Raw genomic sequence first — 15129 nt, forward strand, 5'->3', positions numbered from 1 at the left:
TTTCGGGAGTGCAGCCTTGACCACCACGCAGACGCAGACCGAGCGCCCGCTGGACGTGCTCGCCATCGGACGCAGCGGCGTCGACATCTACCCGCTCCAGACCGGCGTCGGACTGGAGGACGTGTCGACCTTCGGCAAGTTTCTCGGCGGCAGCGCCGCGAACGTGGCCGTTGCCGCGGCCCGGCTCGGGCGCAGCAGCGCCCTGATTTCCGGGATCGGCGCCGACCCGTTCGGCCGGTTCGTCCGCGCCGAACTCGAGCGGCTCGGCGTCCGGACCCGGCACCTGATCACCGACGGCCGCTACCCCACCCCGGTCACCTTCTGTGAGATCTTCCCGCCCGACGACTTCCCGCTCTACTTCTACCGCCGTCCGTCGGCTCCCGATCTGCAGATCCAGCCCGAACACCTCGACCTCGAGGCCGTCCGCACCGCGCGGCTGTTCTGGGCGACGGTGACCGGACTGTCCGAAGAACCCAGCCGCAGTGCACATTTCGCCGCCTGGGAGGCGCGCGGCCGAATCCGGCACACGGTCCTCGACCTGGACTACCGGCCGATGTTCTGGGATTCCCCGGCGGCCGCCACCGAGCAGGTCCAGCGGGCACTGCAGCACGTCACCGTCGCCGTCGGCAATCGTGAGGAGTGCGAGATCGCCGTCGGCGAGACCAATGCGCACCGCGCGGCCGACGCCCTGCTCGACCTCGGCGTCGAGCTCGCGATCGTCAAGCAGGGCCCGAAAGGCGTGCTCGGCAAGACCCGCTCGCAGTCGGTGACCGTCGCGCCCAACCCCGTGGACGTCGTCAACGGCCTCGGTGCGGGCGACGCGTTCGGCGGCTCGCTGATCAACGGACTGCTCGCCGGGTGGCCGCTCGAGAAGACCCTGCGCTACGCCAACGCCGCAGGCGCCATCGTGGCCTCCCGCCTCGAATGCTCCACCGCCATGCCCACCGCGGACGAGGTCGCCCACCTCGCCGACGCGACCGCCACGGAGGCCGTCGATGTCTGAGAATTCCACCCTGCCGTCGACCCCGCCCCAGCGGACCTACGGCGAGATCACCGAGCTGCGCGCCGAGGATCCGGGCGCCATCGAACGGGCCTGGGCCGCGCGGGCCACCCGGCCCGCGACGCGCGGCGACGGGCGCCTGATGATCGTCGCCGCCGACCACCCCGCCCGCGGCGCCCTGGCCGTCGGCGACCGGCCCACCGCCATGAACAGCCGCACCGACCTGCTCGACCGGCTCCGCACCGCGCTGGCGGACCCGGGCGTCGACGGCGTGCTCGCCACCTCCGACATCCTCGACGACCTCGTGCTGCTCGGCGCGCTCGAGGACAAGGTGGTCTTCTCCTCGATGAACCGCGGCGGGCTCGCCGGCGCCACCTTCGAATTCGACGACCGGATGACCGGCGCGACCGCCGCGTCGACCGCCCGGTACCGCATGAACGGCGCGAAGATGCTCTGCCGGGTGGCGCTCGACGATCCCGGCACCCTGTCGATGATGACCGAGTGTGCCCGGGCCGTCGACGAACTCGCCGACCACGGCCTGATCGCTATGCTCGAGCCGTTCCTCTCCCGGCTCGTCGACGGCAAGGTCCGCAACGACCTGTCGCCCGACGCGGTCATCAAGTCGATCCACATCCTGCAGGGCATCGGATCCACCTCCGCCTACACCTGGATGAAACTGCCCGTGGTCGACGAGATGGAGCGGGTCATGGACGCCACCACGCTGCCGACCCTGCTGCTCGGCGGGGACCCCAGCGATCCCGACGCCGCCTTCGCCGCCTGGGAGAAGGCGCTGGGCCTGCCGTCCGTGCGCGGCCTCGTCGTCGGGCGCACCCTGCTGTACCCGCACGACGACGACGTCGCCGGCGCCGTCGCGACCGCCGTCTCGCTGGGGCGGTGAGCGCCGTGAACAGCAAGTACTACCTGCCCGCCCGCTCCACCGGCGAGGCCCCGTTCACCGTGGCCGTCACCCCCGAGACCGCCGGGTGGTCCGAATCCAGCCTGTGGGTCGTCGAACTCGGCCCCGGCGAGCACGTCGAGCACCGGTCCGGCGACGACGAGATCCTCGTCGTGCCGCTGTCCGGCTCCGCCGAGGTGCGCTGCGCCGACGAGACGGTGACGCTCGCCGGCCGCCGGAGCGTCTTCGACGGCCCCACCGACTTCGCCTACGTCGGCGTCGACAGCTCCTTCCGGGTCGCGAGCGCGGCCGGTGGCCGCTTCGCGCTCTGCGGTGCCCGCGCCACCCGCCGGATGCCGTTCCGGTATGTCCCGGCCGCCGACGTTCCCGTCGAACTGCGCGGCGCGGGCAACTGCAGCCGTCAGGTGCACAACTTCGGCACCGCGGATGTCTTCGACGCCGACTCGATCATCGCGTGCGAGGTCATCACCCCGGGCGGCAACTGGTCGTCCTACCCCGCCCACAAGCACGACGAGAACACCGACGCCGAGTCCGAGCTCGAGGAGATCTACTACTTCGAGATCGACGAAGGCGAGACGGGCACAACAGGATTCGGTTTCCACCGGGTCTACGGCACGCCCGAGCGGCCGATCGAGGTGCTCGAGGAGGTCCGCAGCGGCGACGTCGTGCTCGTCCCGCACGGCTACCACGGCCCGTCCATCGCGGCCCCCGGCTACCACATGTACTACCTCAACGTGATGGCCGGACCCGGCCCCGAACGGGCCTGGCGCATCTGCGACGACCCCGCCCACACCTGGCTCCGCACCAGCTGGGAACACCAGGAGATCGATCCCCGACTGCCGCTCCACACCGGCCGCCCGCCCCAGAGCTCAGGAGAGTAGACCAGTGGCGCCCATCAACTCCGACCGCGACGGCGCGGTCACCGGAATCCGCACGCCGGACACCGAGCAGACCGTGCGCCTGACCGTGGCGCAGGCGACCGTGCGGTTCCTCGCCGCCCAGCACGTCGAACGCGACGGCGAGCGCACCCCGTTCTTCGCCGGCTGCTTCGGCATCTTCGGACACGGCAACGTCGCCGGCCTCGGCCAGGCTCTGCTGCAGGCCGAGACCGAGGACCTCGACGCCGGGCGCGAGCCCTCCCTGCCGTACGTGCTCGGCCGCAACGAACAGGCCATGGTGCACAGCGCCGTCGCCTACGCCCGCATGAAGGACCGCCTCCAGGCCTGGGCCGTGACCGCATCCGTCGGACCGGGCTCGACCAACATGGTCACCGGTGCCGCCCTCGCGACGATCAACCGCCTGCCCGTGCTGCTCCTGCCGGCGGACACGTTCGCCACCCGTGCCAGCGCTCCGGTCCTGCAGGAACTCGAACGTCCCGACTCCGGGGACGTCACCGTCAACGACTGCTTCCGTCCGGTGTCGCGCTTCTTCGACCGGGTCTGGCGGCCGGAGCAGCTGCCCGCGGCCCTGCTCGGCGCGATGCGGGTCCTCACCGACCCGGTCGAGACCGGCACCGCCACCGTCGCGATCCCGCAGGACGTGCAGGCGGAGGCGTTCGACTGGCCGGTGTCCCTGTTCGCCGAACGGACCTGGCACGTGGGCCGCCCGCTGCCCGAGCGCGCAGCGCTGGCCCGTGCGGCCGAGGCGATCCGGTCGGCGCGCCGGCCGTTGATCGTCGCCGGTGGCGGCGTCGTCTACAGCCGCGCGACGGACGCGCTGGCGCGGTTCTGCGAGCGCACCGGGATTCCGGTCGGGCAGAGCCAGGCCGGAAAGGGCTCGCTGCCCTACGACCACCCGCAGTCGGTGGGAGCGATCGGCTCGACCGGCACCACCGCCGCCAACGCCCTGGCCGCCGAGGCCGACCTGGTGATCGGGATCGGCACCCGCTACAGCGATTTCACCTCCGCGTCCCGCACCGCGTTCACCGACCCCGACGTGCGGTTCGTCAACATCAACGTGGCGTCGTTCGATGCGGTCAAGCAGGGCGCCGTCGGCGTGGTCGCCGACGCCCGCGAGACGATCGAGGCACTCGACGAGGCGCTGGCGGGCTACGCCGTCTCCGACGGCTACCGCGCCCTCGTCGCGCAGCTCGCCGCCGACTGGGAGGCGACCGTCGACGCCGTCTACTCCCCCGGCGTGCACGGCACGAACGTCGCGACGGGTGCCGAAGCCCTCACCCAGAACGAGGTCATCGGGCTCGTCAACGCCATCTCGGAACCGCGGGACGTCGTGGTGTGCGCCGCCGGGTCGATGCCCGGCGACCTGCACAAGCTGTGGCGCACCCGGGATCCCAAGGGCTACCACGTGGAATACGGCTACTCGTGCATGGGATACGAGGTCGCCGGCGGGCTCGGCGTGGCGATGGCATGCCCCGACCGGGACGTCTTCGTGATGGTCGGGGACGGCTCCTACCTGATGATGGCCACCGAACTCGTCACCGCCGTGCAGGAGGGCGTGAAGGTGATCGTGGTGCTGGTGCAGAACCACGGATTCGCCTCCATCGGCTCGCTGTCGGAATCGCTCGGCTCGCAGCGCTTCGGCACCTCGTACCGCTATCGCAGCGACCGGGGCCGGCTGGACGGCGGCGTGCTGCCGGTGGATCTGGCGGCCAACGCCGCCAGCCTCGGCGTGGACGTCCTGCGGGCGACGACCGCCGCGGAGTTCGCCGACGCCCTCGAGGCCGCGAAGGCGTCCGACCGCGCCACCGTCGTCCACGTGGAGACGGACCCGCTCATCGGCGCACCCGACAGCGAATCCTGGTGGGACGTCCCCGTATCGGAGACCTCGACGCTCGAGTCCACACAGCAGGCCCGCGAGGTGTACGAGGCGTGGAAGAAGGTCCAGCGTCCCTACCTGCGCCCGTCCGAACCCGCGCCCGAATCGTCCTCCACCGACAACTGACCCCCACCGAGAGAAGGACACCCACCACATGAGCACCATCCGCGTCGGCTCCGCTCCCGACTCCTGGGGCGTCTGGTTCCCGGACGACCCGCAGCAGACGCCCTACACCCGTTTCCTCGACGAGGTGGCGGCGGCCGGCTACCGGTGGATCGAACTCGGCCCCTACGGCTATCTGCCCACCGAGCCGCAGCAGCTCACCGACGAGCTCGCGGCCCGCGACCTGAAGCTCTCTGCCGGCACGGTGTTCGAGCACCTCCACCAGGACGACTCCTGGGACGCGGTGTGGTCCCAGATCGAGGACGTCGCCCAGCTCACCGCCGCAGTGGGCGGCACCCACGTCGTGGTGATCCCGGAGATGTGGCGGCATCCCGCGACCGGCGAGGTGCTCGAGGACCGCAACCTGACGCCGGAGCAGTGGCGCAAGAAGACCGGCGGCATGAACGAGCTCGGCAAGGCCATGTTCGAGAAGTACGGCGTGCGTGCCCAGTACCATCCGCACGCCGACAGCCACGTCGACACGGAAGAGAACGTCTACCGGTTCCTCGACGGCACCGATCCCGAGTTCGTCAACCTGTGCCTCGACACCGGTCACATCAGCTACTGCGGCGGCGACAACCTGGCGATCATCGCCAAGCACCCCGACCGGATCGGCTACCTGCACCTCAAGCAGGTCGATCCCGAGGTCCGCGCCAAGGTCGAGGCCGAGGACCTGCCGTTCGGCGAAGCCGTGCGCCTCGGCGCGATGACCGAACCGCCGCGCGGCATCCCGGACATGCCGCCCCTGCTCGAGGCGGTCGAGCAGCTCGGGATCGACGTGTTCGCCATCGTCGAGCAGGACATGTACCCCTGCCCGGTCGACGCCCCGCTGCCGATCGCACAGCGCACCCGAAAGTACCTGGGGTCCTGCGGGATTCCAGCCGTCCGCTTCGTCTGAGTACGTCAGGAGCCACCGAGAATGTCCGACAACACCGATCTCCGCATCGCCGTGCTCGGCGTCGGCATGATGGGCGCCGACCACGTCGCCCGCATCACCGACCGCATCAGCGGCGCGCGCGTCACCGTGATCAACGACTACCTCACCGAGAAGGCCGAGCAGGTCGCCGCCACCGTGCCCGGCGCCCGCGTCGTCGCCGATCCGCTCGACGCGATCGCCGCCGACGACGTGGATGCCGTCGTGCTCGCCACCCCGGGACCCACGCACGAGAAGCAGCTGCTCGCCTGCCTCGACGCCGGCAAGCCCGTCATGTGCGAGAAGCCCCTGACCACCGACGCCGCGACGTCCCTCGAGATCGTCAAGCGCGAGGCCCAGCTCGGCAGGAAGCTGATCCAGGTCGGGTTCATGCGCCGGTTCGACGCGGAGTACGAACAGCTCAAGGCCGCCCTCGTCGCGGGCGAGCTGGGGCAGCCGCTCGTGATGCACTGCGCGCACCGCAACCCTGGGGTCCCGTCGTACTTCGACAGCGCGATGATCGTCAAGGATTCGATCGTGCACGAGGTCGACGTCACCCGGTTCCTGTTCGCCGAGGAGATCACCTCCGTGCAGATCATCAGGCCGACGGCCAACACGCTCTCCGGCTCCGATCTGCAGGATCCCCAGATCGCCATCTTCACCACCGAGACCGGCCGCCACGTCGACGTCGAGGCGTTCGTCACCACCGGCCTGGCGTACGAGGTGCGCACCGAGGTCGTCGGCGAGCTCGGCTCCGCGATGATCGGCCTGGACGTGGGACTGGTCCGCAAGACCCGCCCCGGCGTCTGGGGCGGCACCATCACGCCGGACTTCCGGGTGCGTTTCGGTGCCGCCTACGACGCCGAGATCCAGCGCTGGGTGCACGCGGTACGGTCGGGCGCCGAGACCGGCAGCTACGTCGACGGTCCCGGCGCCTGGGACGGCTACGCCGCCGCGGCGGTGTGCGAGGCCGGCGTCCGTTCGCTCGAGACCGGTGAGCGGGTCGCCGTGGACATGGTGGACCGCGCGTCCGTCCCGGGAGCGTGACCGCCGTGAAGATCGCCCTGGATCCCACCCCGTTCCACCACTCCCACTCGCTGCTCGAACTGCCCGGGATCGTCGCCGAACTCGGCTACGACTACCTGCAACTGACCCCGCACGTGGACATGATCCCGTTCTTCAACCACCCGAAGGCGGACGACGCGCTGGTGGCCAAGTTCCGCAAGGCGTGCGCCGACGCGGGCGTCGGCATCGCCTCCGTGCTCCCCGTGCTGCGCTGGTCCGGTCCGGACGAGGATGCGCGTGAAGCCGCGGTGCGGTACTGGAAGCGCGCCATCCAGATCACGGTCGACCTGGGTGTGAACGTGATGAACACCGAATTCTCAGGCCGGCCGGAGAAGGCCGAGGAGTCCGAGCGGGCGTTCTACCGGTCGATGGAGGAACTCGTCCCGATCATCGAACGCGAGGGCATCGACGTCCGGATCGACCCGCACCCGGACGACTTCGTGGAGGACGGACTGGCCGCCATCCGGATGATCCGCGGTATCAATTCGAAGAACTTCGGACTGGTGTACGTCGCCTGCCACACCTATCACATGGGCGGCAACATGCTGGAGATCATGCGGACCGCCGGCGACATGCTCCGCCTGGTGCACGTCGCGGACACGATGGACCATCACGCCTCGCACGGCCTTCGCTACATCACCAATCCCCCCGGCAACGCGGTCCGTGTCCACCAGCACCTGAAGATCGGCGACGGCGACGTCGACTGGGACGAGTTCTTCGGGGGCCTCGCCGAGATCGGTTTCTACGACCGTGACGACACCGTGATGGAGGGAAGAGTCTGCAGATGTAATCCGAGCGGTTTAGCACGTGCTAATCCGTAGTGACGACCCTCACACATAGCCCCGGTATATGTCAAGACATATGCCCATATTCATCACCCGCGCGCACAGGACAGGCCGCCGGCGCGCCCCTCGTCGCGGGGATGCGTCGGCGGCCTGTCGAAGCGCGGGGACCACTCCACCGCCCGAACGGGCGCGGAGAAGCGCCACGACGGCCGGACCGGCGGTATCGGAGGGAAACCGGCTACGAAACGAGGTTGGCTGCAGCCCATTTCATATGGGAACGCACGGCGGCGGCCGCTTCGTCGGAGTCGCCGGTTTCGATGGCGTCGACGATGGCGCTGTGCCGTCCGACGTCCATGTTGCCGACAGCCTTTTCCAGGCCGGCGAACATGATGGACATGCGGATCGACCCTTCGAGGGACTGCCACGAGTGCATCAGTGTCTCGTTGCCGGTCAGACGGCAGAGGATGCGGTGGAAGTTCAGATCCGCCTCGATGCGCGCATCGAGATCGTGCTCGGCACGCGCCATGATGTCGAGCGCCGCGCGCAGGGCCGGGACCACGGTGGAGCGGTCGGGAAGCTCGGCGAGCTCCCGGACCGCGAGGGCTTCGAGGGCCGCGCGGACGGCGAAGATGTCGCGGATCTCCTTGGCGTCGAGGTGGCGCACGTAGAGCCGGCCCCGGGCGCCGGCGGAGATCAGGCCTTCCTGCTGGAGCTGGCGCATGGCCTCGCGCAAGGTGCCGCGGCTGATCTGGAGCATCTCGGACAGCTCGGTTTCGACGAGCGGGCTGCTGGGGGCGAGGGCGCCGCTGGTGATCGCGCTGCGCAGAGCCGCGACGGCCTGCTGGCGCAAACTGGTCTTCTCCAGTCCGAGCAGCGCGGCAGGTTGTGCGGCCATTGATGCCTCCAGGCGGTGTCAGCGGGCGACTGTCGACAGCAGTCTGTCGACAATGATACGGGCCCGCGCCGGCGGCGGCGCGGGCCCGTCCACACTGCGTCAGCTCAGCTCAGCTCGTCCAGGACGCGGGCGACGATGCGGTCGGTGCTCAGGCCGTAACGATCGTGCAGCGTCGGCAGGGCACCGGCGTCGAGGAAGCGGTCGGGCAGCGCGATCGGGGTGATCTTCCGGCCCAGCCCCGCCCCGGCGGCGGCAGCGGCCACCGTTTCGAACAGCCCTCCGACGACCGTGTGATTCTCGAGGGTGACCACGAGGCGGTCCGTGTCGATCTCGGCGAGCACGGTGGCGGCGTCGAACGGTTTGATCGTCGGGGTGTGGACCACGGCGACATCGACGTTGTGCCGGGACAGCTCCTGCGCCGCCTGCAGTGCCCGCATGGTCATCAGGCCGCTGGCGACGAAGACCACGTCGTTGCCGTCGCGCAGTACCTTGGCCTTGCCGAGCTCGAAGGTGTAGTCGTACTCGTCGAGGACGGTGGCGACCTTGCCGCGCAGCAATCGCAGATAGGTCGGCCCCTCGCAGGCGGCCAGTTGTGGTACCGCCTGCTCGATGTCGACCGAGTCGCACGGGTCGACGATCGTCAGGTTGGGCATGCCCCGGAAGATGGCGATGTCCTCGGTGGCCTGGTGGCTCGGGCCGTAGCCGGTGGTCAGGCCGGGCAGGCCGCCGACGATGTTGACGTTGAGGTTCGGTTCGGCGATGTCCAGGCACAGGAAGTCGTAGGCGCGACGGGCGGCGAACACCGAGTAGGTCGAGGCGAACGGCACCAGTCCGGTTTCGGCCATGCCGGCGGCGGCGCCGAGCAGCAGCTGCTCGGCCATGCCCATCTGGAAGAAGCGGTCCGGGAACGCCTCGGCGAAGATGTGCATGTCGGTGTACTTGGCCAGATCCGCGGACAGTCCGACGATCTTGTCGTTCTCCCGTGCCGCCGCGACCAGTGCGTGGCCGAACGGCGCGGCGGTCGTCTTCTGGCCGGGGTCGACGAAGGAGGCGATCATCGCCGACGTCTTGAGCTTGGGGGCGGTGGTGGTCATCGAGCATCCTCGAGGTCGTATCCGGCGGTCAACTGGTCGCGGCAGATCTGCCATTCGTGCTCGTCGATGCGCATGAAGTGGGCCTTCTCCCTGGTCTCCAGCAACGGCACGCCCTTGCCGACTCGCGTGTCGCACAGGACGACCGCCGGCGCGCCGCGCACGGCGGCACCGGCCGCGGCCTCGTCGAAGGCGCCGAGCAGGGCGCCGGTGTCGTTGCCGTCGACGCGGTAGGTGCGCCAGCCGCAGGCGGTCCACTTGTCGTGCACGGGTTCGGTGCTCAGTACCCCGGCGGTCGGGCCGTCGGCCTGCAGGGCGTTGATGTCGACCATCGCGATCAGGTTGCCGAGCTGGTGGTGGTGCGCGCTCATCGCCGCTTCCCAGGTCGAACCTTCGTCGAGCTCACCGTCGGACAGGAAGTTGAACACCCGTGCCTGCGAGTCCTGGTGGCGCAGACCCAGGGCCATTCCCACGGCGATGGGGAGACCGTGCCCGAGCGAGCCTCCGGAGATCTCCATGCCGGGGGTGTAGGTCGACATACCCGACATCGGGAGGCGGGAATCGTCCGAGCCGTACGTCAGCAGTTCGTCGCGGGGAACGATCCCGGCCTCGGCGAGCGCTGCGTACAGGCCGATGGCGTAGTGGCCGGTCGAGAGCAGGAACCGGTCGCGGCCGGCCCAGTCCGGGTCGTCGGCACGGAACCGGAGGTGCTCCGCGTAGACGGTGGCCAGGATGTCGGCCGCGCCGAGGGCCTGTCCGACGTAGCCCTGGCCCTGTTCCTGGCCCATGTCGAGCACATTGTGCCTGAGGCGGTAGGCGAACTCGTCGACGGCGGCGAGGCGGCGGTCGCGATGGACGGCGCCGGCGTGCGCAGTGGTGGTCACAGCAGTTCCTTTTCCTTGGTGCTCGATGCCGTCCCGGACCGGTGGCGCAGCGTTGCGCCGCCGGGGCCGGAGGCGTGTTCTTCTGAGCGGGTGGCCTCGTCGGCGAGGCGACGTTCGGCCGCACCCCAGGTCTCCCGGGTGAGCAGGGCGGTGATCAAGCCGATCAGCCCGAAGGCACTGAACAGCAGGGCCGGGCCGACCCAGCCGAGAGAGACGTAGAGCAGGGTGGTGACGAACGGGGTGAAGCCGGAGACCATGGCCGAGATCTGGTAGGCCAGGGAGGCGCCCGACGCGCGCCGCGCCGCCTGGAACAGTTCGGGGAACCAGGCACCCTGGGCGCCGGCGAGGGCGTTCTGGCACACCGCGTAGGCGATGACGATCGTGGCGACGATCAGGACGAACAGGCCGGTGTTGACCAGCAGGAACATCGGCACGCCGAACAGGGCGGCGAAGGCGCACACGCCCAGGTACACCGGGCGCCGCCCGATGCGGTCCGTCAGGGCGGCCCAGGCGAAGGTGGCGACGATGCCGATCGCGGAGGCGACGCACAGCGCCAGGAGCGTTTCGGATTTTCCGGCCAGGTCGTTGGTGTGCAGGTAGGAGATCATGTAGGTGATCGAGACGGCGTATCCGGCGGTTTCGGCGACCCGCAGCCCGATGCCGCGCAGGATGTCGCGCCAGTCCTTCTTGATCGACTCGAGCACCGGGGACGCGGCAATCTCGCCGCTGTCCTTGACGTCTTCGAAGACCGGCGACTCGGGCACCTTGGACCGGATGATCAGGCCCACGGCAACCAGGACGATGCTGGCGAGGAACGGTACGCGCCACGCCCAGTCACCGTCGAGGTGCACGCTGAAGAGAAAGACGAGATTCGCCAGCAGCAGTCCGACCGGGAAGCCGGCCTGGACGATGCCGGTGTAGCGGCCCTTGGCCTTCCAGGGGGCGTGTTCGTAGCTCATCAGGATCGCCCCGCCCCACTCGGCGCCGAAGGCCAGACCCTGGACGATCCGCACCGTCACCAGCAGGGCCGGGGCGACGAGTCCAACCTGGGTGTAGGTCGGTAGCAGGCCGATCGCGAACGTGGCCAGGCCCATGACGATGAGGGAGGCGACCAGGACGGGCTTGCGCCCGATCCTGTCCCCGAGGTGTCCGCCGAGGATGCCGCCGAGGGGCCTGGCCGCGAATCCGACACCGAGGGTGGCGAAGGCGGCGAGGGTACCGATGACCGGATCGCCGCTGGGAAAGAAGGCGGTACCGAAGTACAGGGCAGCGGCGGTGCCGAAGCCGATGAAGTCGTAGGTCTCGATGACCGCCCCTACCGAGGAGCCGATCGCGACGCGTTTCGCGTCTTTCGTGCCGTGGACGGGACCACGCATCCGGAGAGCATCGGTGCTCATGAACATCTCCTCTTCGAACCGGGAGGACCGGTGGGGATCGGGCAGTGGATGTCGACTGTCAACAGTGTGCACCGAGTGTGACCGCCGCCACCAGTCCCTGTCAACCGTCAATCTTCGACCGTTGACTGTTGACAGTGAATCGTTCTACCGTGGTCCCCATCACCCCGCTTCCTCGAAGGAGTTCTCGTGGTCCACGACCGGCTCGGCTGCTCGTCGATCAGCTTCCGTCACCTCGCGCTGAGCGACGCGCTCTCCACCATCGCCGAACTCGGGTTCGCCGAGATCGATCTCGGAGCCCTGCCGGGAGTGTGCGACCACGTCCCCTTCGGGCTCGACACCGCCGGCGTCGAACAGGTGACCAAGGAGGTGGCCGCGTCGGGCCTGCGCGTGCGCAGCGTCAACGGCGACATCGGCGACCTCAACCTGCCCCTGACCCCGGCACAGCGCGACGAGCGGAGACGTCACCTCGATCGGCTGCTCACCCTCACCGCCGGTGTCGGGGCCCGGGCGCTGGTCCTGCCGTGCGGAGCCCTCGACCACACCCCGGTCCGGTCATTGGACGAGGACCTCGATGCTGTTGCCGCCCAATTGGAGTGGGCAGCCGACACGGCCCGCACGTTCGGCGTGGCCCTGTGGACCGAGTCGTTGCACGTGTACCGGTTGTGCTGCGACACCGCACGTGCCGCGCAACTGACCGCCCGACTCTCCCCCGAGATCGGGATCGTGATGGACTTCAGCCACATCGTCGCTTCCGGCGGCGACCCGGTCGGCTTCGTCGGCCTGTTCGGCCATCGCATCACCCATGTGCACCTGCGCGATGCCGTCCCGGGGAACATCAATCTCGGCATCGGCAACGGCGCCGCCGATTTCGCCGCCGGCATCGACGCCCTCACCGCCTTCGGATACGCGGGCCACTTCAGCCTCGAACTCGAAACCCGCGACATCACCGACGCGCAGCGCCCCGCCGGCACCGCGGAGGCGGCCCGCCTCATCTCCCCCCTCATTCCCTGACCCAGCCATCAACAGCCATCGAGGAGAAACCCATGTCTTCCACCCAGCGCACCGCCGTCGTCACCGGCGCCACCTCCGAGCGCGGCATCGGCATCGCCACCGCCCGCCGCTACGCCGAAGACGGCTGGGCCGTCGTCGTCCTCGACCTGGACGGTGAAAAGTCCGCCAAGGTCGCCGCGGAGATCGGCAGCGACTACTCCGTCCCGGCGTTCGGCCACGACATCGACGTCGCCGACGAGGCCTCCGTCCAGCGCGCGCACGACGCCGTCGCCGCCGAAGTCGCCGCAGGAACCCTCCCGCCCGTCGGGGCCCTCGCCAACATCGCGGGCATCACGTCACCGGTGCCGTTCCTCGACACCACCCTCGAACTGTGGAACAAGGTCATGGCCGTCAACGCCACCGGCACCTACCTGGTGACCCGCGCCTTCCTGCCGGCGATGATCGACAACGGCTGGGGCCGGATCGTCAACATGTCGTCCGTCTCCGCCCAGCGCGGCGGCGGCGTCTTCGGCAAGGTCCCCTACTCCTCCGCCAAGGCCGCCGTCCTCGGCTTCACCAAGTCCCTCGCCCGCGAACTCGGAGACACCGGAGTGACCGTCAACGCCGTCACCCCCGGAGCGGTCGACACCGGCATCCGGGTGGGCAGCACCCCCGAGCAGGAAGCCGCCATCTGCCGCGACATCCCGCTCGGCCGCACCGCCGGCACCCGCGAAGTGGCCTCGGTCATCACGTTCCTCTCCTCCGAGGACGCCGCATACCTCACCGGCACCACCGTCGACATCAACGGCGGCAGCCACATGCACTGACCGCCGGGATCCGTGCCCGGACAGACACGGCTCCGCACCTTCTCCCGGCGCACGCGGCAGGGAGACCGTGCACTGCACGACAGTGCGGTGTCGACTCGCACCCACCGACGACCATGAGCACACCGCCCGCCCGCGCCTCCGCGGAACTCGCCGTGCCGTCCCGCGACGAGCGGGAGGACTGGACCGCCCGCGCCGACTGCCGGTTCGTCGAGCCGTCCGTGTTCTTCGGCCCGGACGACGAGCCACGCGGTGCCCGCCTACGACGGGAACGCACCGCGAAACAGATCTGCCACACCTGCCCGGTCCGAATCCCGTGCCGTGCTTATGCACTCGACAGCCGGCAGAGGTACGGCGTCTGGGGCGGCACCACCGAAGCGGAACGCCGAGCCCGGCACCCCGCCCTCCCGGCAGGCGTCCCGCCGGAACCGAGGTGACACGATCACCTCTTTCACCCGTGAACCGGTGACACCGAACCCGTGTCACCGGTTCACGAGTCCGCCACCGCCCACGAAGCACCTCGGTCGTGCGGCGGAATGCCGTGGCGGCGAGTGAAACCCGGCACGCCGCGGGCCGCGATCCCGGTCTCGGCGAGGTTCAGCTCGCCAGGAACTCCAGCAGCACCTTGTTCACGGCCTCCGGCTGCTCGAGGTAGCCGTAGTGCCCGGCGTCCGGGATCTCCTGGTAGCTCGCGCCGGGGATCGCGTCGGCGACCTCCCGCGACAGGTACGCCGGGATCATCCGGTCGTCGGCGAAACCGACGGCCAGGCACGGCACCCGCACCGCCCGGTAGGCCGCGCGACGGTCGAACTCGCGGTCCATTCCCAGCTGCGCCCGCACGCCCGGCGACGTCTTGCCGCCGGTGAACTCGAACACGTCGAGCCAGTCCCGCGCGGTGTGCGGGTCGGCCAGCGACGCCGGCGACAGGTTCATCACGGCCGTGACCGCCGCCCGGTACTTCGGGGGCAGCTCGACACGGCTGTCGTACAGCTGCCGCTCGCCCTCGGTCAGGGTGAGCTGGAACTGGTCCATGCGCGCGTGCCCGGCCAGGAACACCGCCTTGCGGACCAGGTCCGGGCGCGCCAGCGTCAGCTCCTGCGCGACACGCGCGCCCATCGAGGTGCCCACCACGTACGCGGGACCGCCGAGCAGCTCGATCAGTCCGGCGGTGTCGGCCACCAGGTCGTCGATGGTCATGCCGCCGAGGCTCTCCCCCGACGGCGCGATGCCGCGGTTGTCGAAGGTGGCGACGCGGTAGCCGGCCTGGACCAGCGCGGGGACCTGGTGCAGGTCCCAGACCCGGCCGGGGCTGCCCGTCCCCATGATCAGCACGACGAGGTCGCCGGTCCCCTTGACCTGGTAGTTCAGCGGGATGCCGTTGATTGTCGCGATGGGCATGAAAACCTTCCTGAGGTGGGTGGCACGGGTGCGG

The 15129-nt window shown here is 69.8% G+C and carries 15 protein-coding genes; 10 read left to right on the forward strand and 5 right to left on the reverse strand.

The features are described from left to right. The first annotated feature begins 16 nt into the window (after positions 1 to 16). Genes iolC through JYA75_RS00140 form a run of 7 tightly spaced genes read left to right on the forward strand, consistent with a single transcriptional unit; the run spans position 17 to position 7652 of the window. Positions 17 to 1003 carry a 5-dehydro-2-deoxygluconokinase gene (gene iolC, locus JYA75_RS00110; protein ID WP_161995557.1) on the forward strand — a complete coding sequence of 329 codons (987 nt, stop codon included), beginning with the start codon at positions 17 to 19 and terminating at the stop codon, positions 1001 to 1003. After that, a complete protein-coding gene (locus JYA75_RS00115) occupies positions 996 to 1898 on the forward strand; it encodes an aldolase (protein WP_203329568.1) in 903 nt (300 codons plus the stop codon). The genes iolC and JYA75_RS00115 overlap by 8 nt, the downstream gene beginning before the upstream one ends. A 5-nt stretch (positions 1899 to 1903) precedes the next feature. Continuing rightward, positions 1904 to 2797, forward strand: a complete 894-nt coding sequence (gene iolB / locus JYA75_RS00120; protein ID WP_065923540.1) for a 5-deoxy-glucuronate isomerase — start codon at positions 1904 to 1906, stop codon at positions 2795 to 2797. A gap of 4 nt (positions 2798 to 2801) precedes the next feature. After that, positions 2802 to 4817: a 3D-(3,5/4)-trihydroxycyclohexane-1,2-dione acylhydrolase (decyclizing) gene (gene iolD / locus JYA75_RS00125; protein WP_203329569.1), complete on the forward strand. Its 2016-nt coding sequence runs from the start codon at positions 2802 to 2804 to the stop codon at positions 4815 to 4817. 28 nt (positions 4818 to 4845) lie between these two features. Beyond that, complete coding sequence (locus tag JYA75_RS00130; RefSeq protein WP_065923030.1) at positions 4846 to 5751, forward strand: sugar phosphate isomerase/epimerase; 906 nt, start codon at positions 4846 to 4848, stop codon at positions 5749 to 5751. 21 nt (positions 5752 to 5772) lie between these two features. Further along, on the forward strand, positions 5773 to 6813 hold the full coding sequence (locus JYA75_RS00135) for a Gfo/Idh/MocA family oxidoreductase (protein WP_203329570.1): 1041 nt from the start codon (positions 5773 to 5775) through the stop codon (positions 6811 to 6813). 5 nt (positions 6814 to 6818) lie between these two features. Continuing rightward, complete coding sequence (locus JYA75_RS00140) at positions 6819 to 7652, forward strand: sugar phosphate isomerase/epimerase family protein (RefSeq protein WP_203329571.1); 834 nt, start codon at positions 6819 to 6821, stop codon at positions 7650 to 7652. A gap of 202 nt (positions 7653 to 7854) precedes the next feature. Here JYA75_RS00140 and JYA75_RS00145 read toward each other — a convergent pair whose 3' ends face one another. From JYA75_RS00145 to JYA75_RS00160, 4 genes are all read right to left on the reverse strand, one after another. Further along, complete coding sequence (locus tag JYA75_RS00145; protein ID WP_065923032.1) at positions 7855 to 8511, reverse strand: GntR family transcriptional regulator; 657 nt, start codon at positions 8509 to 8511, stop codon at positions 7855 to 7857. Positions 8512 to 8615: 104 nt separating this feature from the next. Beyond that, complete coding sequence (locus JYA75_RS00150; protein WP_006937901.1) at positions 8616 to 9605, reverse strand: transketolase C-terminal domain-containing protein; 990 nt, start codon at positions 9603 to 9605, stop codon at positions 8616 to 8618. Then, on the reverse strand, positions 9602 to 10486 hold the full coding sequence (locus JYA75_RS00155) for a transketolase (protein WP_006937900.1): 885 nt from the start codon (positions 10484 to 10486) through the stop codon (positions 9602 to 9604). Before JYA75_RS00155 ends, JYA75_RS00150 begins: the two co-directional genes overlap by 4 nt. Continuing rightward, positions 10483 to 11883, reverse strand: coding sequence for an MFS transporter (locus JYA75_RS00160; RefSeq protein ID WP_072634324.1), 1401 nt, complete (start codon positions 11881 to 11883; stop codon positions 10483 to 10485). The genes JYA75_RS00155 and JYA75_RS00160 overlap by 4 nt, the downstream gene beginning before the upstream one ends. A 186-nt stretch (positions 11884 to 12069) precedes the next feature. Between JYA75_RS00160 and JYA75_RS00165 the strand changes: the two genes are divergently transcribed. The 3 genes from JYA75_RS00165 (at position 12070) to JYA75_RS00175 (ending at position 14134) form a co-directional block, all read left to right on the forward strand. Continuing rightward, complete coding sequence (locus JYA75_RS00165; protein ID WP_072634294.1) at positions 12070 to 12894, forward strand: sugar phosphate isomerase/epimerase; 825 nt, start codon at positions 12070 to 12072, stop codon at positions 12892 to 12894. A 32-nt stretch (positions 12895 to 12926) separates the two neighbouring features. After that, positions 12927 to 13700, forward strand: coding sequence for an SDR family NAD(P)-dependent oxidoreductase (locus tag JYA75_RS00170; protein ID WP_006937897.1), 774 nt, complete (start codon positions 12927 to 12929; stop codon positions 13698 to 13700). A gap of 113 nt (positions 13701 to 13813) precedes the next feature. After that, positions 13814 to 14134 (forward strand): WhiB family transcriptional regulator, encoded by a 321-nt coding sequence (locus JYA75_RS00175; protein WP_029541071.1) that lies wholly within the window; start codon positions 13814 to 13816, stop codon positions 14132 to 14134. Between the two features lie 160 nt (positions 14135 to 14294). On the opposite strand, the gene JYA75_RS00180 is transcribed toward JYA75_RS00175, so the two are convergent. Then, a complete protein-coding gene (locus tag JYA75_RS00180) occupies positions 14295 to 15095 on the reverse strand; it encodes an alpha/beta hydrolase (RefSeq protein ID WP_006937895.1) in 801 nt (266 codons plus the stop codon). Positions 15096 to 15129 lie beyond the last annotated feature (34 nt).

It is taken from the genome of Rhodococcus sp. PSBB066 (assembly GCF_017068255.1).
Lineage (GTDB): Bacteria > Actinomycetota > Actinomycetes > Mycobacteriales > Mycobacteriaceae > Rhodococcus > Rhodococcus aetherivorans.